At 69.5% G+C, this 18,330-nt stretch carries 16 protein-coding genes; 9 read left to right on the forward strand and 7 right to left on the reverse strand.

Annotation, left to right across the window (positions count from 1 at the left end):
- Positions 1–49 precede the first annotated feature (49 nt).
- Entirely contained in the window at positions 50–1,924 is a 1,875-nt protein-coding gene (locus ACFVW8_RS16580; protein WP_389690453.1) for a transketolase, read from the reverse strand.
- 256 nt (positions 1,925–2,180) lie between these two features.
- Positions 2,181–2,669, reverse strand: a complete 489-nt coding sequence (locus ACFVW8_RS16585) for a flavin reductase family protein (RefSeq protein WP_389690455.1) — start codon at positions 2,667–2,669, stop codon at positions 2,181–2,183.
- Between the two features lie 508 nt (positions 2,670–3,177).
- On the opposite strand from ACFVW8_RS16585, the gene ACFVW8_RS16590 reads away from it, so the two are divergent.
- Together ACFVW8_RS16590 and ACFVW8_RS16595 are read left to right on the forward strand one after the other, a co-directional pair.
- Positions 3,178–4,701, forward strand: coding sequence for a catalase (locus tag ACFVW8_RS16590; protein ID WP_389690457.1), 1,524 nt, complete (start codon positions 3,178–3,180; stop codon positions 4,699–4,701).
- A gap of 309 nt (positions 4,702–5,010) precedes the next feature.
- The gene (locus ACFVW8_RS16595) at positions 5,011–5,460 is read left to right on the forward strand and encodes a spore-associated protein (RefSeq protein ID WP_389690459.1); all 450 of its coding nucleotides are present in this window, start codon (positions 5,011–5,013) and stop codon (positions 5,458–5,460) included.
- 238 nt (positions 5,461–5,698) lie between these two features.
- Here the strand turns inward: ACFVW8_RS16595 and ACFVW8_RS16600 are convergent, their stop codons facing one another.
- On the reverse strand, positions 5,699–6,169 hold the full coding sequence (locus ACFVW8_RS16600; RefSeq protein WP_389690461.1) for a DUF3291 domain-containing protein: 471 nt from the start codon (positions 6,167–6,169) through the stop codon (positions 5,699–5,701).
- Positions 6,170–6,217: 48 nt separating this feature from the next.
- Positions 6,218–6,874: a helix-turn-helix transcriptional regulator gene (locus ACFVW8_RS16605; RefSeq protein ID WP_389690463.1), complete on the reverse strand. Its 657-nt coding sequence runs from the start codon at positions 6,872–6,874 to the stop codon at positions 6,218–6,220.
- Positions 6,875–7,030: 156 nt separating this feature from the next.
- On the opposite strand from ACFVW8_RS16605, the gene ACFVW8_RS16610 reads away from it, so the two are divergent.
- The 7 genes from ACFVW8_RS16610 to ACFVW8_RS16640 all read left to right on the forward strand — a co-directional run bounded on the left by ACFVW8_RS16610 (position 7,031) and on the right by ACFVW8_RS16640 (position 15,503).
- On the forward strand, positions 7,031–7,675 hold the full coding sequence (locus tag ACFVW8_RS16610) for a dihydrofolate reductase family protein (protein WP_389690465.1): 645 nt from the start codon (positions 7,031–7,033) through the stop codon (positions 7,673–7,675).
- Positions 7,676–8,229: 554 nt separating this feature from the next.
- Complete coding sequence (locus ACFVW8_RS16615) at positions 8,230–9,255, forward strand: hypothetical protein (protein WP_389690468.1); 1,026 nt, start codon at positions 8,230–8,232, stop codon at positions 9,253–9,255.
- A gap of 191 nt (positions 9,256–9,446) precedes the next feature.
- A complete protein-coding gene (locus tag ACFVW8_RS16620) occupies positions 9,447–10,622 on the forward strand; it encodes an epoxide hydrolase family protein (protein WP_389690470.1) in 1,176 nt (391 codons plus the stop codon).
- A gap of 553 nt (positions 10,623–11,175) precedes the next feature.
- Positions 11,176–12,324, forward strand: coding sequence for a serine hydrolase domain-containing protein (locus ACFVW8_RS16625; RefSeq protein ID WP_389690472.1), 1,149 nt, complete (start codon positions 11,176–11,178; stop codon positions 12,322–12,324).
- Positions 12,325–12,572: 248 nt separating this feature from the next.
- Positions 12,573–13,706: an FAD-dependent oxidoreductase gene (locus tag ACFVW8_RS16630; protein WP_389690474.1), complete on the forward strand. Its 1,134-nt coding sequence runs from the start codon at positions 12,573–12,575 to the stop codon at positions 13,704–13,706.
- 117 nt (positions 13,707–13,823) lie between these two features.
- Positions 13,824–14,492, forward strand: coding sequence for a HEAT repeat domain-containing protein (locus ACFVW8_RS16635; RefSeq protein WP_389690476.1), 669 nt, complete (start codon positions 13,824–13,826; stop codon positions 14,490–14,492).
- A gap of 6 nt (positions 14,493–14,498) precedes the next feature.
- The gene (locus tag ACFVW8_RS16640; protein WP_389690478.1) at positions 14,499–15,503 is read left to right on the forward strand and encodes a HEAT repeat domain-containing protein; all 1,005 of its coding nucleotides are present in this window, start codon (positions 14,499–14,501) and stop codon (positions 15,501–15,503) included.
- A gap of 147 nt (positions 15,504–15,650) precedes the next feature.
- On the opposite strand, the gene ligD is transcribed toward ACFVW8_RS16640, so the two are convergent.
- The 3 genes from ligD to ACFVW8_RS16655 form a co-directional block, all read right to left on the reverse strand.
- The gene (gene ligD / locus ACFVW8_RS16645; protein ID WP_389690480.1) at positions 15,651–16,628 is read right to left on the reverse strand and encodes a non-homologous end-joining DNA ligase; all 978 of its coding nucleotides are present in this window, start codon (positions 16,626–16,628) and stop codon (positions 15,651–15,653) included.
- A 162-nt stretch (positions 16,629–16,790) separates the two neighbouring features.
- Entirely contained in the window at positions 16,791–17,174 is a 384-nt protein-coding gene (locus ACFVW8_RS16650; protein ID WP_389690482.1) for a hypothetical protein, read from the reverse strand.
- A 67-nt stretch (positions 17,175–17,241) separates the two neighbouring features.
- The gene (locus ACFVW8_RS16655; protein WP_389690484.1) at positions 17,242–18,147 is read right to left on the reverse strand and encodes an NAD-dependent protein deacetylase; all 906 of its coding nucleotides are present in this window, start codon (positions 18,145–18,147) and stop codon (positions 17,242–17,244) included.
- Between the last annotated feature and the right edge of the window lie 183 nt (positions 18,148–18,330).

Genomic DNA, 18,330 nt, shown 5'->3' on the forward strand with positions numbered 1-18,330 from the left:
GAACCCCTGTGCGGCCGGGGCCACAGCAGGGCAGTGCCCGGCGGGCTTTTCAGCGACGCTTGACCAGGGCGCGGGCGGCCTCGGCGATGTGGGAGCGGGAGATGCCGGCCGCATCGAGGAGTTCGCCGGTCGTGCCCGATCCCGGCAGGTCTGTGACGGCAAGATGGGCGAAGGCAGGGTGACTGCCGGATGCCGCGAGGGCCGAGAGGACCGCTTCGCCGATGCCTCCTTCGGGATGGTGGTCCTCGGCGACGACCAGAGCACCGGTGTCCGAGGCGGCGCGGACCAGGGCGTCGGCGTCGAGGGGCTTGACCGAGTACAGGTCGATGACGCGGGCCTGGATCCCGTCGGCAGCGAGCGCCTCGGCGGCGGCCAGACACTCGTGCAGGGTGACACCGGCGCCGATCAGGGTGACCTGGTCGTCGTCACCGCCCCCGCGCGGCGTCTTCGACCCTCCAGGCGCGAAGGTCTCGTCCTGCGCGTACAGCACCGGGTAGGCGCCTCGCGTGGTGCGCAGGTACGAGATGCCGTCGATGTCCGCCATGGCGGCCGTCAGAGCGGCGGCCGAGGTCGCGTCGGACGGGTACAGGACGGTGGACCCGAGGATCGCGCGCATCATCGCCAGGTCCTCGACGCCCATCTGGGAGGGGCCGTCGGCGCCGATCTCCACGCCGCTGTGGGTTCCGCACAGGGCCATGGTGATCCCTGAGACGGCGGCCATCCGGATGAAGTCGTGCGCCCGGGTGAGGAAAGCCGCGAACGTGGTGGCGTAGGGGCGGTAGCCGCGGACGGCCATACCGACGGCGGTGGCGATCATCTGCTGTTCGGCGATGTAGACCTGGAAGTACCGCTCCGGATGGGCCTTCTGGAAGTCCTCGGCGTGCGTCGAGTTGCCGACCTCGGCGTCCAGGGCCACCACTTCCGGGCGGGCGCCCAGAGCGGCCAGCGCCTTGCCGAAGGCGACCCGGGTGGCGACCTCGTCCCCGACGTCGAAGCGAGGCAGCTCCACCGGGCCCGCTGCGGGGGCCGCGACTGCGGTGGCCTCGGCCGGCCGGGGGCCGCGCACCCGCAGGTCGCGCACTCCGCCGAGTTCCGCGACGGCGCGCTCGGCCAGATCCTCGGGCAGCGGTTTGCCGTGCCAGTTCTCCTGGTCGGCGACCTCGCTGACGCCCCGGCCCTTGACGGTCCTGGCGACGATGACGGTGGGTGCCTGCCCATCGGCGGCGGTGGTCAGGGCCCGGTCGACCTCTTCGAGGTCATGGCCGTCGACCACGAGGGCCCGGCAGCCGAAGGCCTCGGCACGCCGCGCGTACGCGGCCGTGTCCCACTGGAGCTCGGTGGGTCCGCTCTGACCGAGCCTGTTGACGTCGACGATCGCGGTGAAGTTGGCCAGCTGGTGCCGGCCCGCCTTGTCGAGTGCCTCCCAGACGGAGCCTTCACTCATCTCGCTGTCTCCGCAGAGCACCCACACCCGGTAGGGCTGCTTCTCCAGGTCGCGGCCCGCCAGCGCGATGCCGACGCCGTAGGCGATGCCCTGGCCCAGGGAGCCGGTGGCTACGTCCACCCAGGGCAGAACCGGAGTGGGGTGGCCCTGGAGGCGGTGGCCGAATCGACGGTAGGTGGTCATCAGTTCCTCGTCACTGATGACTCCGGCGGCCTTGAACATGGCGTAGAGGAGAGGCGAGGCGTGCCCCTTGGAGAAGATCAGGTGATCGCCGGCGGGATTGTCCGGCGCGGACCAGTCGTAGTGGAGATGGCGAGCGAGCAGTACGGCCATCAGGTCGGCCGCCGAGAGGCTGGAGGTGGGGTGCCCGGATCCTGCGGACGTGCTGGAGCGCACCGAGTCCACGCGGAGTTGCTGGGCAAGCTCGAAGATCTGGAGCAGGTCGGTGCTGGAATCGAGCGTGGTCGGTCGGGTGGACATGGCCGGGCCTTTCGTATGGGTGGCGATGCGATGGGGAACGAGTTCCCGGATTCGGGCGGTCCATCACACCCCGGGGCCGCTTGACCTCGTTCGGCCGTGGGCCGAAAGGCGAGGCGATGGTGACGATCACACGGTGCGCGACGGCCCGTATCGATGTGACGGCGAGCCCGGGGGCTGCCCACCGCGACGGGAGGGGGAAGAGGAAGAGAGCGGGATCGGCGCCGCCGGAAACCGCAGAGGGGACCGGCCGACCCCGTCAGTCCGCCGGGTGACCGGGTGCGATGCCGTGCCCGTCGGCCAGGGAGAGCAGCCGGAGGCCGTCGCCCGCGCGGCGCTCTGCCGCCTCCGGGGCGAGCAGGAACCCGACATGGTCACCGCCGTCGAGGCTGTTCTCGATACGGCCGACGAACCAGGCCGGGGCCTCGTCGAGCACGGGAGTCCCTCCTGGACCAGGGCGCCATGCGGTGCGGGCGAACTTGTCGGTGCGGTCCCCGGTCTCGCCGCCGAAGAGTCGGGCCAGGTGGACCTGGTCATGGCGGAGCAGATGGACCGCTAGCCGCTCGGCACGAGCGGCGACCCGGTACGTCCTGTTGGCCCGCGAGAGCCACACCATGAACCGTGGCGGCCGGATCGAACACTGCGAACCGAAGCCGACCAGACATCCGGCCCGTTCACCGGCCGCCGCGGCAGTCACGACATACAGCGGATAGTCGAGCACATCGGTGAACGGATCAAGGTCGGTCATGATGCGTGGCTCCTGGCCCGGAGGCGGGGAGCTCCATCTTGGTACGTCACGGGGGAGAAATGCCACCGGTACGGCCTCGCGGCCACCTCGGCGGCATGCTCTGCGCGGGGCTGGGCACCCGGGACGGATGGCAACGGCGCGCGACGGCCCGGCCCGGCCGGCGGGATGCACTCCTTCGGCCGAGCGTGACCTCCGGGGTGCTGGGACGGCTCGGCTTCCCCGGCGTCTGCCTCGCGCCGTGGATCACCAGACTGACCCAGCTGCCGGACACGCTGTGTGAGACCGGTCGCCGCGCGACTGGAGGCGCGGTGCGCACGTGGGTGGCGGGGCTGACGCCGAGGTGACGGAAGGTGACAGGAGGGGCAGCATGAGTAAAGGGATGTGATGCTTCATTCAGGTTTGACACCCATTGATCCGGGCTAGTCGGAGTGGCGCGACTTCGTTTCGCTGTTCCGGTGTGACCGAGTGACCAGCTTTGACTCAAGGCAACATGATGGAGGGCAGCCCGATGACCGACACCTCACGTGAGCCGACCACCACTGATTCCGGTGCCCCGGTGGAGAGCGACGAGCACTCGCTCACCGTTGGACCGGGCGGCCCGATCCTGCTGCAGGACGCGTACCTGATCGAGCAGATGGCGCAGTTCAACCGGGAGAGGATCCCCGAACGGCAGCCTCATGCCAAGGGCAGCGGAGCCTTCGGCCACTTCGAGGTGACCGGGGACGTCAGCGCCTTCACCAAGGCCGCGCTGTTCCAGCCCGGGACCAGGACCGAGATGGTGGCCCGCTTCTCCACCGTCGCCGGTGAGCGCGGCAGCCCGGACACCTGGCGCGACCCGCGTGGATTCGCGCTGAAGTTCTACACCAGTCAGGGCAACTACGACATGGTGGGGAACAACACCCCCGTGTTCTTCATGAAGGACCCGATGAAGTTCCAGCACTTCATCCGGTCCCAGAAGCGCCGCGCGGACAACAACCTGCGCGACCACGACATGCAGTGGGACTTCTGGACCCTGTCTCCCGAGTCGGCCCACCAGGTCACCTGGCTGATGGGCGACCGCGGCATCCCGCGTACCTGGCGCCACATGAACGGCTACACCTCGCACACCTACATGTGGATCAACGCGCAGGGCGAGCGCTTCTGGGTGAAGTACCACTTCAAGACCGACCAGGGCGTCGAGTTCTTCACCCAGGACGAGGCGGACCAGATGGCCTCGGCCGACACCGATTACCACACCCGCGATCTCTTCGAGCACATCCGCGACGGTGAATTCCCGAGCTGGACGCTGCACGTGCAGGTCATGCCGTACGAGGACGCCGCGGGATACCGGTTCAACCCGTTCGACCTGACCAAGGTGTGGCCGCACGGCGACTACCCGCTGATCGAGGTCGGCCGCATGACGCTGGACCGCAACCCCACTGACAACCACGCCGAGATCGAGCAGGCGGCCTTCCAGCCGAACAACCTGGTTCCCGGGATCGGCCCCAGCCCGGACCGGATGCTGCTGGCCCGGCTGTTCTCGTACGCGGACGCGCACCGCCACCGCATCGGGGGCAACTACCAGCAACTTCCCGTCAACGCGCCCGTCGCTCCCGTGAACACGTACTCGAAGGACGGGGCTATGGCGTACCGCAAGACTGCGGACCCCGTCTACGCGCCGAACTCCAAGGGCGGGCCCGCGGCGGACACCGAACGCTACGGCACCCCGCCCAGCTGGTACGCCGACGGGGACATCACCCGGACCGCCTACGTCTCTCATGCCGAGGACGACGACTGGGGCCAGGCGGGCACCATGGTGCGTGAGGTCCTCGACGACGCCGGCCGTGAGCGCCTGGTGGACAACGTCGTCGGCCATCTCCTCAACGGTGTGACAGAGCCTGTACTGCTACGGGCCTTCGAGTACTGGTCCAACATCGACAAGTCGATCGGCGAGCGCATCCAGCAGGGTGTCCGCGCCAAGGCCGGCGAAAAGGACCCCAAGGCGGCGGGTCAGGGCAACCCCGCGCGACGGGACATGCAGGCGAAGGCCTGACGACGGGCGCGGCGGGACGCAGCGCCTGCCGTTGCCGCCGCCCTGGCAGGCCGATGCGCAGTCGGCCGGCCAGGGCGGCGGGACCGCACCCTGCCGCGTCAGGCGTGGGTGCGCGGTCTTCACCACGTGAAGTGGCACCGCAGCAGCGCGGGCGTCGTTCAGTGATGTCCGCGTCGTGCTACGTCCAGGCGGATCGCTGGACGGACGGCTTCGCCCGACATCTCCGGGTACACCCCGCACAACCATCCCTGCCCTTCGTGGGTCACATCAAGTGGGAGTAATCCGCTCTCAGGGACACAAGGGGGATATATGCGAAGCATGCGCAATGTCGCTACTGTCGGGGCGCTGACCACGCTGGCGCTGGGTGCTACGGCCGTGCTGGCCACGACCGCGTCCGCCGCACCCAATGTCACACCGCAGGGCGTCTGCGGCGGCGCCTACAAGACCGTGAACTCGGCGCCCGTCGGCTCACTGGGCACCGTGTACCTGACGTACAACTCCGCGAACGGCAAGAACTGCGTCGCGACCATCCGTGCCAACCCGGGTACGGCCAAGAGCGTGTCCACGTACGTCTATGTCCCCGACACCGACGAGTGGGCCGGTGACGACGGCAACTACACGTCGTACGCGGGGCCGGCCTACGTCTACGGCAAGGGCCACTGCGTGAGTTGGGGCGGCAACATCGACAATGTGTACGTGTCGGTGGAGAACTCCAACTGTGCGGCGCTGAAGGAACACCGGGTCACCGAGGTCCGCTGATCCGGAGCGCTGTTCGGCCGCGAGGCCCTGTGCCGCCGGTACCCGGAGTCCTGCCGTTGACGGTTGCCGGGTATGCATGAGCCGCAGGCGGCACGGGGCCTCGCGGTGCTCGGCCCGGCGGCACCGCAAGCGTGGGCGGTGTGGGTCCGGGGTGCCGCGCTCGATGCCCCAGCCTTCGTCGTCGGGGACGCTCGAAGCGGCACTCGGCACTCGGCGCCCGGCAATCGGTCTGTGCCGCTCACGTTGCGGACGAGCCGACCGGTGGTGGGTGCGGCGCCCGGAAGGTGAAGGCCTCCGGGCCTTCACCGGCCTTCTGGATCAGGGTGATGCGGTCCATTGCCTCGTCGAGGCCCGGGCGGTGGCCTGCGGGGACCCACCACAGTGCGTGGTGGAAGTCTACGAGACGCTCGAACCATTCCCGGCGGCGAGCCAGCACCTTGAGGTGCTCACTGCGGTAGGTGTAGTTCTTCAGCGCTTCGACCGATTCCCAGACCGAGCAGTTGATCAGGAGCAGGGCGTCGTCATCTCTGGGGCGCAGGCTCGTCGAGTCGGCTCCGCCGTCGTCGACCATGCGCCATATGAATCCAGGGGCTTGATCGGCGACAGCGTTGATCTCCGGGAGCTGGGCGACGAAGTCGGCCAGCTGGGGGCTGTCGAGCGGGGCGAGGATGCGCCCGATGTTGACCTGGGCAAGGTGGAAGGCGTTCACGGGGTAAGCATGCCCGGGTGAACCTTCTAAAGTCAACGAACGCTGTTTTTAGACTTCCTTGGTGACCGCAAGAGCCACGCAGCACCCTCGCGGGAGCGGATCCATCTCTGCGCTCCACGCCTGTCCGTCCGGCATTCCGGCAAGCAGACCTTCGATGCCGGCCAGGTTCATCCCGCAGACCAGGGCGGGGAACTGGTCGGCCAACGCATGGAATGGGCAGTTGTTGAGCCGCAGCCGCTCGCCGTCCCAGAACGGCTCGTAACCGCGCGACCGCAACACCTCGACCGGATCGGCCTCCTCGCCCGTGCCGCCCTCGGCCTCCCCGGCCTGTCTTGCCGCCGCCTGCAACTCCCCGTCGAGGCCGGCCCGTTCCACCACCTCGGCGAGCAGCCGGCTCGCTGTGTCGTAGGAGCGGGGTGGCACGGACACCGCGCGCTCGCCCTCTGCTCGCCGGTACAGCTTCGACGGCCGCCCGGCCCCGGGGCCGCTTCGCCCCGAAAGCCGCCGGAAGCACACTTCCAACAGTCCGGCCTCGACCAGCTTGTCGAGGTGGAACGCCGCCAGCGAGCGGGATACCCCGACCGCCGCGGCCGCGGCATCGCGTCCCACCTCGCCCGGTGTTCCGGTGACATGTCGATACAGTCCACGACGCACCGGGTCGCCCAGTACGGCCAACGCCTCCAGGGCGGCATCCTCACTGATCACGGCGCAATTCTATAACCAGCGGCCATTGGTGCAGGATGCAACCGAACGCGGTTCCCGGTGCAACGCGGCCCGCCGGGTGATTGCGACAGGCAACTGCTGCATCGTAGGCTCCCCTCATCCAGTTGCAGATCGCATTCAGTTACGAAGGCGGAGCGCATGGCCAGAGTCCGGGTGCACAACTTCTCCGTCTCCCTAGACGGCTACAGCGCAGGTGAGACGATCACGCTCGACGCGCCCATCGGGGGTGCCGAGAGGCTGTTCGCGCGCTTCGACGGGCGCTTCATCCACGGCGTCGACGCCGTGGATGACCCGATCACCCTTGATCGCGCTCTCACGAGCACCTGGGGACAGGGCATCGGGGCCGAGATCATGGGCCGGGGCAAGTTCGGTCCGCAGACCGGGGAGTGGACCGACGACGACTGGCGAGGCTGGTGGGGCGATGCACCCCCCTTTCGTACGCCCGTGGTGGTGCTCACCCACCACCGACGTGACCCCATCTCGTTCGACAACGGCACGAGCTTCCACTTTCTCGACGCCGCACCCGAGGACGCCCTCGCATACGCCCAGGACCTAGCCGACGGCGGGGACGTTCGGATCGGGGGTGGGCCTTCCACCGTCCGGCAGTTTCTGGCGGCCGACCTCGTCGACTTCATGCACCTGGTCACCGTGCCCATCACCCTCGGCACCGGGGTATCGATGTGGGACGGGCTTGCCGAAGTCCAGGACCGGTTCACTGTCGAGTCGGCGACCTCGGCAAGCGGCCTCACCCACCACTTCTGGAATCGGCTCAGCGAGGGATAGGGCGTGAATCGGGCCAGACCCGCCGATCGGCGAATACGGCCCGTACCCCGAGCGGCTGCGGTGCAGTTCGGGGGGAGCGATCCCGGTCGGCGTGGACTCCACCGCTACCCGTGCCCATCGCGAAGCCGCCCCGGTCACACCTGGAACCGGGTGGGGCCGCGCCCGGGTCCTCAGCCCGCCGGCTGGTACTGGTCGCCCGTGACGGTGACCCTCCGGCCGGTACTCGTCTCGGCCGAAGTGCTGCTGAGGCAACTTCCCGAGGCGGGGTCGGTGACAGTGGGCAGGCTGCCGGTGTGGTCGGTGCCGGCCTCGGTCCCGACGGGCTTGCCGTAAGGGACCGTGACCTGCTGCGCGCAGCCTGCCGGCAGGTACGGCTCGATGAACCCCTGGTCCGCGGGCTTGCGCAGGTGGCCGACATCGGAAGCTTCAGGCTTCCGGCCGCTTCGGGCGGCACGGAGGCCGGCTGAACCAGGGTGTGTGACGACCGCACCGGCCGGGCAGTTGCTGCCGGGGTGCTCGATGACCGGGGCTGTCAGGCGTCTAAGGTCGCGTCCATGACGAGGACCACGCCCCCGCGCCCTCTCGATGTCGAGGCGCTCTTCCCGGAATTGGCCGCCTTCCGAGGCACAACCACACGGCTCCATCCGAGGCCTGGAAGCCCGGACCCGTCGGCCAGTTCTGTGGGCGGCCCCATGCTGTGGCCGACGGACGAGCCGTGGCCGGTGTGCCGTGAGGCCCATGGACGTGGGCACGGGCGGCGGCCTGCCGACATTCGCCGCTATCGGCAGGTTCTGGAAGCCGCATGGGCCCGTGATCCGGATTCCGGTCCTACGGACGAGGAACGTGAGCTCCTGCAGGAGCTGGGCAGGAAACACCGGATTCCCGGGGCGTCCGAGACCGATCCGGTGCCGATGATCGGCCTCGCGCAGCTCTACCGGCGGGATGTCCCCGACCTTTCACGGGGGCCGGGCGACCACGACCTGCTCCAGGTGTTCTGGTGCCCCTTCGATGCGCACGGGCACGGCGGGTACGGCATGGCACTGCACCTTCGCTGGCGGCGCTCGTGGGAAACCGGCGAGGCGTTGACCGCGCCGCCGCAGCCTCCGGTCGTCGGGTCCGACGGATATGTGCCGGAGCCCTGCGTGCTGCACCCGGAGCAAGTGGTCACCTACCCGTTCGCCGGCCTTCTGCCCGAAGAGCTGTGCACTCGCATCGACGCCTGGGAGGAAGCCCTTGAGGAGGAAGCCGAGCAGTCGGCGGACGCGGACACCGCAGAGCCGCTCTGCTACCAGTACGACTTGTCCATACCGCCGGGCTGGCGTGTGGGCGGCTTCGCCTCCTGGCACTCGACCGACCCGTCCCCCATGGACTGCCTGACCTGCACGACGCCGATGCACCTCTTGCTGACGGTCGACAGTTCGGAGTGGGACGGCGGCAGCGGCAGTTGGAAACCGCTGGAGGACCGGAGCCGGTACCGGTCCGCCGATCCCACCCAGGTCACCGTGGGCCGCTGGGGCGAGCTCAACATCTTTGCCTGCCCCACCGATCCGGAGCATCCGCACCGCTGGAGCATTCAGTAGCCTGTCGGGCCGTGGCGCGGCCGCTTCCCCAGCTCGGGCACAGCTGCTGTCCGCGGCACCGCTTCTGCGCCCGGGCCGGGCGGCATCGCTGTTCACGACGGCGTGTTCCCGCCCGCCGGCAGTGGCTCGGACTGCCCGGCGCGCGGTTCGCGCTCCGGCGTTCGGCACTGCGTCGCGCTAGCATGCGGACCATGCCGGAAGCACCGCTTGACCTGGAACCGTTCACCTCACAGACCGATCCGGCTGCGCTTGAGGATCTCCGTGCGCGGCTGCGCGCGACACGCTGGCCGGATGCGCCCGACGAGGCCGGATGGTCGCTCGGGACCGACATCGAGTACCTGCGTGAACTCGTCGCCTACTGGGCGGACGGGTTCGACTGGCCGGCGCAGGAGGCGGCGCTTGCCCGGCTGCCGCGGTTCCGCGTTCGGCTCCAGGGCCTGGGTATCCATTTCGTACATGCCCGGGCTGTCGCCCCGGCCGGCCCTGTTCTGCCGCTCGTCCTCAGCCACGGCTGGCCGGACTCGTTCTGGCGGTATTCCAAAGTGATCCCGCTCCTGACCGACCCGGGCGCCCACGGCGCGGATCCGGCCGACGCGTTCGACGTGGTCGTGCCGGACATGCCCGGCTTCGGGTACTCCGATCGCCCCACAGGTGCGCCGCTCGACTCCATCGCGGTAGCAGGCCTGTGGGCCGAGCTCATGGATGTCCTGGGCTATTCGCGATTCGGTGCGGCCGGCGGGGACGTCGGCAGCCACGTGAGCCGATACCTTGCGCTGGACCACCCGGGGCGGATCGTGGCTGTTCACCGTATGGACGGGGGACTGCCCGTCTTCACCGGCGATCCTGCGGACCTCACTCCCGAGGAGTGCGCCTGGTTCGATGAGACCGCGGCCTGGGGCGCGAGCGAGGGTGCCTACGGCGCCATCCATCGAACGAAGCCCCAGACCGCCGCTGTCGGGCTCACCGACTCGCCGGCCGGTCTCGCCGCGTGGATCGTCGAGAAGCTCCGCGGATGGAGCGACTGTGACGGCGACATCGAGCGGAGTTTCACGAAGGACGAGATCCTGACGAACGTCATGCTCTACTGGCTGACGCGGACGATCGGCTCGTCGATGCGCATGTACCACGCCAACGCCGCGATCCCTCCCGAGCAGCTTCAGCGCCGGGTCGAGGTGCCGTCCGGCTTCTCTCTCTTCCGCGGCGACATCGTCCGCCCGCCACGGGCCTGGCTCGAACGCACGGCGAATCTCGTGAGCATGAACGAACCGGAGCACGGTGGGCACTTCGCACCGTTCGAGGAGCCCGAGCTCTACGCGGAGGAACTGCGCGCCTTCTTCCGTCCGTACCGTGCGGCGACGACGGGCTGAGAACGCGACTGCGCAGAGCGGGACTTGTCTCGTCGGCGGCGATGGTGCTGCGCGGGTAGGACAAGGCCCGCTCATCGACCTGCTCGGTGGCCGGGCGCGGATGCTTCGGCCGGCCAGTCGGCCATCACGTGACGGGCGGCGGGATCGGCGAACGTCCACCGGAGAAGGTTGCGGGGCCCAGGTGTAGTACGTGGCGGAAATGGCCGCAAGTCGGTCCACCTCCTCCTGGCACAGGCCGCGGGTCCTGACCGGTCGGTACGCCGTCCGTTCCGAACACGTCGGCATCCCGGTGGGCGACGAGCCGCCGATGAAGCGGGGCAGCCGCCGACGTCTGTCCAAGTGCTCGGCAGCGGTGGTCCGAGCGTCCCTGCGGGGCGGGGGGTAACCCCATGTCCCGCACTGCAGACAGTGCCTCGGAACGTCAGGGGGACAGCCGGATGGGCCGTTCCCTTCCTTGTTGGTGGGATGGTCGCCACCACCAGGGATCCGGGCCAATAGGTCGCGGGTCGGGCGGCCCTGTGCGCACGGGCCACCGGAACAGAGGGGGACCATCATGCATACGTCCGGAACGCGCCCGCCACGGCTGCTCGTTCTGACCAGCCTGATCGCGGCCCTGCTCGCGACGTCGACCGGGCTGACGGCCGCAGCGAAGCCACAGCCCACCGATCCGCTCCAGCAGCAAGTGGACGCGATCCACGACACCGGGGTCGTCGGAGCGCTCGCAGAGGTGAGTTCACCGGACACACATGATGTCGCTCGAGCCGGGACGGCGAAGTCGGGGACCGGGATGCCCATGCCCTGGAACGGCAGGTTCCGAATCGGCAGCGCCACCAAGACCTTCACAGCCGCGGTCGTGCTGCAACTCGTCGGTGAGGGACGCCTTTCCCTGGAGGACAGCGTCGAGCACTGGTTGCCAGGAGTGGTTCAGGGCAACGGCAACGACGGCAGCCGGATCACGGTGCGGCAGTTGCTGCAGCACACCAGCGGTGTGCCTGAGGTGTTGCCCGCGATACCCGCACTGAACGGTGCGACCGGCTATGAGGCCGAGCGGTTGCGCACCTACACCCCCGAGGAGGTGGTCGGGCTGGCGATGCGTCACTCTCCGGAGTTCGCCCCCGGCACCGACTGGTCGTACTCCAACACCAACTACGTACTCGCAGCGATGATCATCCACAAGGTCACCGGCCGGAGCTGGGAAACAGGCGTGCGGGACCGGATCATCCGCCCACTCGGACTGAGCGACACCAGCACACCCAGAACCTTCCCGCTCATCCCGGGCCCGCATGCCCAGGGCTACGCCACCTTCGGCTCCGCCACCAGCACCGATGTCACAAAGCTCAATCCGAGTATGGCCATCGGCTCCGGTTCGATCATCAGTACCGCGCACGATCTGAACCGGTTCTACGCCGCCCTGCTCGGCGGCCGGCTGCTCGCTCCGGAGCAACTCGACGAGATGACGACCACCGTGCCCGCGCCCGAGCTGGGGGTGAGGTACGGACTGGGCCTGGGGGAGATCCCGCTGTCCTGTGGCGGCAGCTACTTCGGTCACCCGGGCGAACTGCTCGGCTACCGCGCCTGGGGCGGCGTCACCCGGGAGGGGAGCCGGACCGCCGTGGTGTACGCCACGGGCGACGGCGGGAAGCGCACCCAGGAGGCCATGACCGCACTCGTGGACCAGGAACTGTGCCGAGACCGTCCCTGATCCCCGGCCGTGGCGGTGCAGCGATGTGGCGATGGGCCACCTGAGGTCGTGGCGGCGCGAGGCGCCGCGCAGGGGGGCGGAGCGGCCGGTCCCCAGTGCGGCAGGGCTTTGGCCTGCGGTGATCGAGGGAGGGAGCTGCGGTATCGGTCACCTGTCGGCGCTGTCGGTCCGATATCGGCGGGGTCTGGGACCTTCGAGAGACGCTGCCGGCGCCCGTCCGGCGGCCGAGCGACACGTGAGGAACCAGCATGACCACTGAAGTCACGATCATCGGTGCCGGCCTCGGCGGGCTCACACTCGCCCGTGTTCTGCACGTCCACGGCATCCGGGCCGCGGTCTACGAGGCGGAGGCGTCATCCGGGGCCCGCGCGCAGGGCGGGATGCTCGACATCCACGCCCACAACGGCCAGTTGGCGCTTGAGGCGGCAGGTCTGACCGACGAGTTCCGCAGCCTCGTCCTGGAGGGCCGCCAGGCGATGCGGATACTCGACCAGGACGGGGTTGTCCTGTTCGAGCAGTCCGACGACGGGACGGGCGGACGCCCTGAGGTGCAGCGCGGTGAGCTGCGGCAGATCCTGCTCGACTCGCTTCCGGCAGGCACTGTCCGGTGGGGCCGGAAGGCGGGCAGTACCCGGACCCTCGGTGGGGGCCGCCACGAGGTGACGTTCGACGACGGCAGCACCGTTGTCACCAACCTGTTGGTCGGCGCGGACGGCGCGTGGTCGCGGGTCCGGCCGCTGCTCTCCACCGCCACACCCGAGTACTCGGGCCGGTCGTTCGTGGAGACGTATCTGGTCGACGGCGACAACCGGCATCCCGTCGCTGCGAAGGTCGTCGGTGGCGGCTCGATGCTCGCTCTGGCGCCGGGCAAGGGGATTCAGGCTCACCGGGAGAAGGGCGGCACCCTGCACACCTATGTGGCGCTCACCGCGCCGCAGGAGTGGTTCAACACCATTGATTTCGGCCATGCCGCCACCGCCACCGCACGAATTGCGCACGAGTTCGACGGCTGGGCGCCGGAGCTCCTTGTGTTGATCACCGACTCCGACACGGCGCCGGTCCTGCGCCCCCTCAACGCTCTGCCGACCGGGCACCGGTGGGACCGGGTGCCGGGAGTGACCCTGCTCGGAGATGCAGCCCACCTCTCGGTCCCGAACGGCGAAGGCGCCAACCTTGCCATGTACGACGGCTCCGAACTCGGCAAGGCCATCGCTGCGCACCCCGACGACGTCGAGACCGCCCTCACGGAGTACGAGCAGCACATGTTCCCCCGAGGTGCCGAAGCCGCCGCCGAAGGAATCCGGCTCAACGAGTTGCTCTTCAGCGACAGCGCACCCCGCAGCCTGATCACTGCGTTCGTCGACGACGACCGGACGCCGTGACCCGTCGCCCGGTGGCGTCCTCGTCGGACAGAGGAGGGAACCTGGTGGTCGTCCGGGATGCACGCTTGACCTTGTCACAGTGGCAGGGTCTTGACTGTGGCCTTGGAGGTGATCCCGATGACCATGAGAAAGCAGGACGCGGACACGATGCGAGCTCTTCAGGGGCTGGAGAGCAGCAGCTCTTCGGCACGGCTCCGGGCGGCCCTGGCACTCGGCACGACCCCTGGCCCGCAGTTCGTCGACAAGCTCATCGAACGATGTGCGATCGAGCCCGAGTTCTCCGTGCGTGAAATGCTCACGTGGGCCATCACCCGCCACGCTTCGTCGCTGACCGTTCCGCAGCTTCTCGATCAAGTCCGTTCCGGACGTGCGCAGGCGCGAAGTCAGGCGCTGCACACGCTGTCCAAGATCGGAGATCGGCAGGCATGGCCCGTCATCACGCCGGAGCTGCTGACCGACGCCGACGACGAGGTGGCGCGGAGCGCCTGGCGGGCAGCGGTCGTGCTTGTGCCCGAAGACGCGGAGCCCGAGCTGGCCGCAGTGCTGTCGACACAGCTGGGGCGCGGCGAACGCGAGACGCAGCTGAGCCTCAGCCGGGCACTGATCGCCCTCGGTGAGGGGATGCTGCCACTTCTGCACACTGCCATGACGGCTCTCGAACCCCGTGTGCGCCGGCACGCGATTGCCACGGAACGGCTGTTCCGCGACCCGGATGCCGGATTCGAGTTCGCGGTCGAGGAGGCGAAGCGCATCGTGGTCCTCGGCAGGACCGGCCAGGAGGAGTGACAGACAGTGTTGATCGGCGATGTGGCGCGACGGTCCGGGGTCAGCGCCCGGATGCTCAGGCACTACGAGTCGCTGGGCCTGGTGCGGCCCACGGAGCGTACCGAGGGCGGCTACCGAGAGTATTCCGGTGCGGACATCCGGCGGATCTTCCACATCGAGAGCCTGCGGTCGCTGGGGCTGTCGCTACGCGAAGTGGGACGCGCGCTGGAGGACCCCGGCTTCAAGCCCTCGGAGCTCGTCGACGACCTCGTCCGCCAGACACGGGAACGTCTGGCGGACGAGGCGGCGCTGCTCACGCGGCTGCGTCGGATCGGTGCCGCGGAACCCGCCGCCTGGGAGGGTGTCCTCCAGATTGTCGAGCTCCTGCAGGCGCTGGGGTCAAAGAACGCCGGAACGCGGCAGCGGGCGGCCATGTCCTCGGTCGAAGAGGTTCCCGTGCCGGTCGAAGCACTCGTCGAGGCGGTACTGAGCGAGAGCGATCCGAATGTCGCCGGAGCCCTGCGATGGGCTCTGGCGCAATCGGGGGGCAGGGGGCCGGCACTCCTGGCGGAGGGCCTCGGATCACCCGAGACCGAGGTACGGAGACGTGCTGTCCAGTCCATCGCCGAGATCCCGAACGGTGAGGCGACCGCACTGCTGCAGTCTGCCCTCACGCATTCCGACATCGTGGTCCGCAGGTATGCGGCTCTGGGGCTCGGGACACGTGGGGGAGCCGACGCGGTCCCGACGCTCATCGACATGGTCGCCGAGGAGACGAACGACGTCGATGCGGCCGATGTGCTGAGTGCGCTGGCGAACCGTCCGGCACTCGCGGACCGGATCGCCACCGGACTCGTCGAGCGCCTCACCCGGGGCGCGGCCGAACCGTCCGCACGCCGACGGCTGGCACAGGCGCTCGCCGATATCCCGGGAACCACAGCATCACGCGCCCTCGAGGATCTGTCGCGTGACGAAGACCGTGCCGTCGTGCTTACCGCGACGTACATTCTCGGGATCCGTGACGCGGAGTGACGGGTCTCCCCGGGGTGCGGCCTCGGAGCCACGGTCAAGTTGAACCGGACGTCGAGCCGGCCCGGACCTCAACCTGAACTGCATGTCGAGGGTTGGGCCCGGGGCGGGCGACACTCGCAGGAGCGGTGCGGTCCCGGAGGGCCGGGCTCACGGGAGTCGGTCCAGCCGGGTGAGATCCGGCCGTAGCCGCTGCCAGACCGGGTGACGCAGCCGGCCGGACCTGGTCCACTCCGACGCGGTGACCTCCGCCACCAGCCGGGGCTCGACCCAGTGCACGTCAGCCACGTCGACGCGGTCGGCGAACGGCGATGTCGAGCGCGCGAGGACCGCCAGATAGCCGGCGAGCTCGCCGAGTTCACGCTCGGACATTCCCGATCCCACCGATCCCGCGTACCGCAGCCCTGCCGGCCCGTCCACGCCGGCCAGAACCGCCCCAGGCACCCCCGTGGCGGCGCCCCGTCTCTGTGTCCAGCCGCCGATCACCACGTCCAAGGTGTCCACCCGTTTGGTCTTGCGCCAGTGCGCCGACCGGGCCCCCGGCGTGTAGGCGGAGGAGAGCCTCTTGGCGACCACACCCTCCAGCCCCTCACGCACCACCGCGGCCCATACCCGAGCCCCGTTTCCCTGCACGTACGCCGGGGCCGACCAGTGCGAACCGTCCAGCCGCAGCGCGGAGAGGGCCTCGCGACGCTCGGTGTAGGGCGAGCCGAGCAGTGTGCGTCCGTCGAGGAACATCACATCGAAGATCATCAGACGGGCGGGGAAGTCCAGTGACAGGCGAGACGCGCGGCGTGGGTCGGCCACGCCCATCCGGTTCTGGAGCCGGCCGAAGTCGGACCGCCCGGACGCGTCCAGGACCACGACCTCGGCATCCAGGACCGCACCGTGTCCGCGCAGGACCCCGCCCAACGCCTTCAGCTCCGGGTAGGTCGCGGTGACGTCGTTGCCCGCACGCGAGGTCAATCGCACCGTCCCGTCGCCCGACGTGCTCACGATGCAGCGCGCCCCGTCCCACTTGGTCTCGAATGCCCAGTCGGTGTCGGGCACGGGCAGCGGGCCCGGCACGGCCAGCATGGGGGTGATCGACGGAAGCGCCCAAGGGGTGGCGGGTGGATGCTGGGCCATAACCTCGATGATCGAACAGCCGGCGGATGAGCGCAGTCCGAGGCAGGGCTTCCACCGTTCGGCCGCGTCACCGCGTCACCGCGTCACCGCGTCATCGCGTCACCGCGTCGGTGTCTGGTCAGTGGTTCGCGAATCGCGGGCTGTCGGAGACTCTCCGGCGCATCACGTGCGCGATGCGCCCTCGGCGCGGGCGACCTTGCGGGCCCACAGAACCAAGGGAATCTGCAGGGGGAGCCTGCCGAAGGCCGCAGCCCTCGGCAGGGCGGGGCGGCGTCGCCAGTCGATTGCCATCTGGACATTGGCGGGAAAGACACCGACGAAGAAGCAGGCCGTCGCGCGGGCTGCGGTGCGCCGAGTGCGAGGGTGGGCGAGCCCGGCGGCAAGCGCGCATTCGGCCACGCCGCTCGCGTACGTCCACGCACGCGGGGCGCCGGGCAGCACCCTCGGTACGGTCCCGTCGAAGGCCTTGGGAACCGTGAAGTGGAGAACCCCGGCTCCGGCCATCAGCCCGGCGAGGAGGAAGGGGGAGTACGTGGCCCGGGACATGGATCTCCTTCGAGGCGGGTTCGCGGCAGGCTGCCATTGTCGGTGCCGGCGGGAGCCGTGCGCGGGGTTATGCGGAACCCGCTGTCTCGTCCCTGACGGGGATGCCCAGTTGACCGGCCACGGTGGACAGGGCCGTTCCCAGTGGGAGCGCGATGCGGGTGACGGCGTGCCGGTCGCCCCGGGTCGCGTCCCGGTTGACGATCAGTACCGGCTTTCCGCCGTCGGCCGCCTGACGGACGAACCGGAGTCCGGACATCACCGTCAGCGAAGAGCCCAGCACCAGGAGCGAGGTCGCCTCACGGACCAGTTCACGGCACTGCTCGACCCGCTGCGGGGGAACGGATTCGCCGAAGAACACCACGTCCGGCTTGAGGACGCCGCCGCAGACCGTGCAGGGCACCACGTGGAAGTCCCCGACCTGCTCGTCTGTGAGATCGGCGTCGCCGTCAGGATTGATCGCGGCGGCCACCGGCCGGAATCTCGGATTGGCCTCCTCCAGCCGCCGGGCGAGCTCGCGGCGCAAGGTGAGGTCGCCGCAGGAAAGACAGATGACCCGGTCCAGACCTCCGTGAAGTTCCACGACGCCGTCGCTGCCGGCAGCCTGGTGCAGGCCGTCGACGTTCTGGGTGATCACACCTGAGAGCAGGCCATGCCGTTCGAACGAGGCCACGGCCCGGTGCCCGGCGTTGGGGCGGGCGCGGCCGAAGGTGCGCCAGCCGAGGTGGCTGCGTGCCCAGTACCGGCGCCGGGCCCGGGCGCTCGCGGTGAAGTCCTGATACGTCATCGGGGTGTGCCGGCTCAGGCTCCCGCCCTCGCCCCGGTAGTCGGGGATGCCGGACTCGGTGGAGATACCCGCCCCGCTGAGCACCAGCACACCGCCGGCCCTCAGAGCACCGGCGATCGGCTCCGGATCCGTGGTGGCCGACGGCAGGTCCTCGGTGGGGGCCCAGCTCAGAGTAGGACGCATACGCATGGGTCCAGAGTACGGAACTGGGTGCTCCGACCCGCCTGCGGAGTTGACAGTGCCGCTCTGCGGGCAGGGGTGCGCCGGGCAACGGTCGCCTCGGCCGGTTGCCGTCATGCAGGGGTCACCGGTCCCTTCACCTGGTCTGGCGCGCCCGTCCCAGCCGGCACTCCCCGACGACAGCGCTCCCGG

It is taken from the genome of Streptomyces sp. NPDC058221 (assembly GCF_042882365.1).
Classification (GTDB): Bacteria; Actinomycetota; Actinomycetes; order Streptomycetales; family Streptomycetaceae; genus Streptomyces.

Bases quoted from the DNA above. Each gene is read 5' to 3' on its own strand.
- ACFVW8_RS16580 (WP_389690453.1), bottom strand. From the start codon at position 1,924: ATGTCCACCCGACCGACCACGCTCGATTCCAGCACCGACCTGCTCCAG.
- ACFVW8_RS16585 (WP_389690455.1), bottom strand. From the start codon at position 2,669: ATGACCGACCTTGATCCGTTCACCGATGTGCTCGACTATCCGCTGTAT.
- ACFVW8_RS16590 (WP_389690457.1), top strand. From the start codon at position 3,178: ATGACCGACACCTCACGTGAGCCGACCACCACTGATTCCGGTGCCCCG.
- ACFVW8_RS16595 (WP_389690459.1), top strand. From the start codon at position 5,011: ATGCGAAGCATGCGCAATGTCGCTACTGTCGGGGCGCTGACCACGCTG.
- ACFVW8_RS16610 (WP_389690465.1), top strand. From the start codon at position 7,031: ATGGCCAGAGTCCGGGTGCACAACTTCTCCGTCTCCCTAGACGGCTAC.
- ACFVW8_RS16615 (WP_389690468.1), top strand. From the start codon at position 8,230: ATGACGAGGACCACGCCCCCGCGCCCTCTCGATGTCGAGGCGCTCTTC.
- ACFVW8_RS16620 (WP_389690470.1), top strand. From the start codon at position 9,447: ATGCCGGAAGCACCGCTTGACCTGGAACCGTTCACCTCACAGACCGAT.
- ACFVW8_RS16625 (WP_389690472.1), top strand. From the start codon at position 11,176: ATGCATACGTCCGGAACGCGCCCGCCACGGCTGCTCGTTCTGACCAGC.
- ACFVW8_RS16630 (WP_389690474.1), top strand. From the start codon at position 12,573: ATGACCACTGAAGTCACGATCATCGGTGCCGGCCTCGGCGGGCTCACA.
- ACFVW8_RS16635 (WP_389690476.1), top strand. From the start codon at position 13,824: ATGACCATGAGAAAGCAGGACGCGGACACGATGCGAGCTCTTCAGGGG.
- ligD (WP_389690480.1), bottom strand. From the start codon at position 16,628: ATGGCCCAGCATCCACCCGCCACCCCTTGGGCGCTTCCGTCGATCACC.
- ACFVW8_RS16650 (WP_389690482.1), bottom strand. From the start codon at position 17,174: ATGTCCCGGGCCACGTACTCCCCCTTCCTCCTCGCCGGGCTGATGGCC.
- ACFVW8_RS16655 (WP_389690484.1), bottom strand. From the start codon at position 18,147: ATGCGTATGCGTCCTACTCTGAGCTGGGCCCCCACCGAGGACCTGCCG.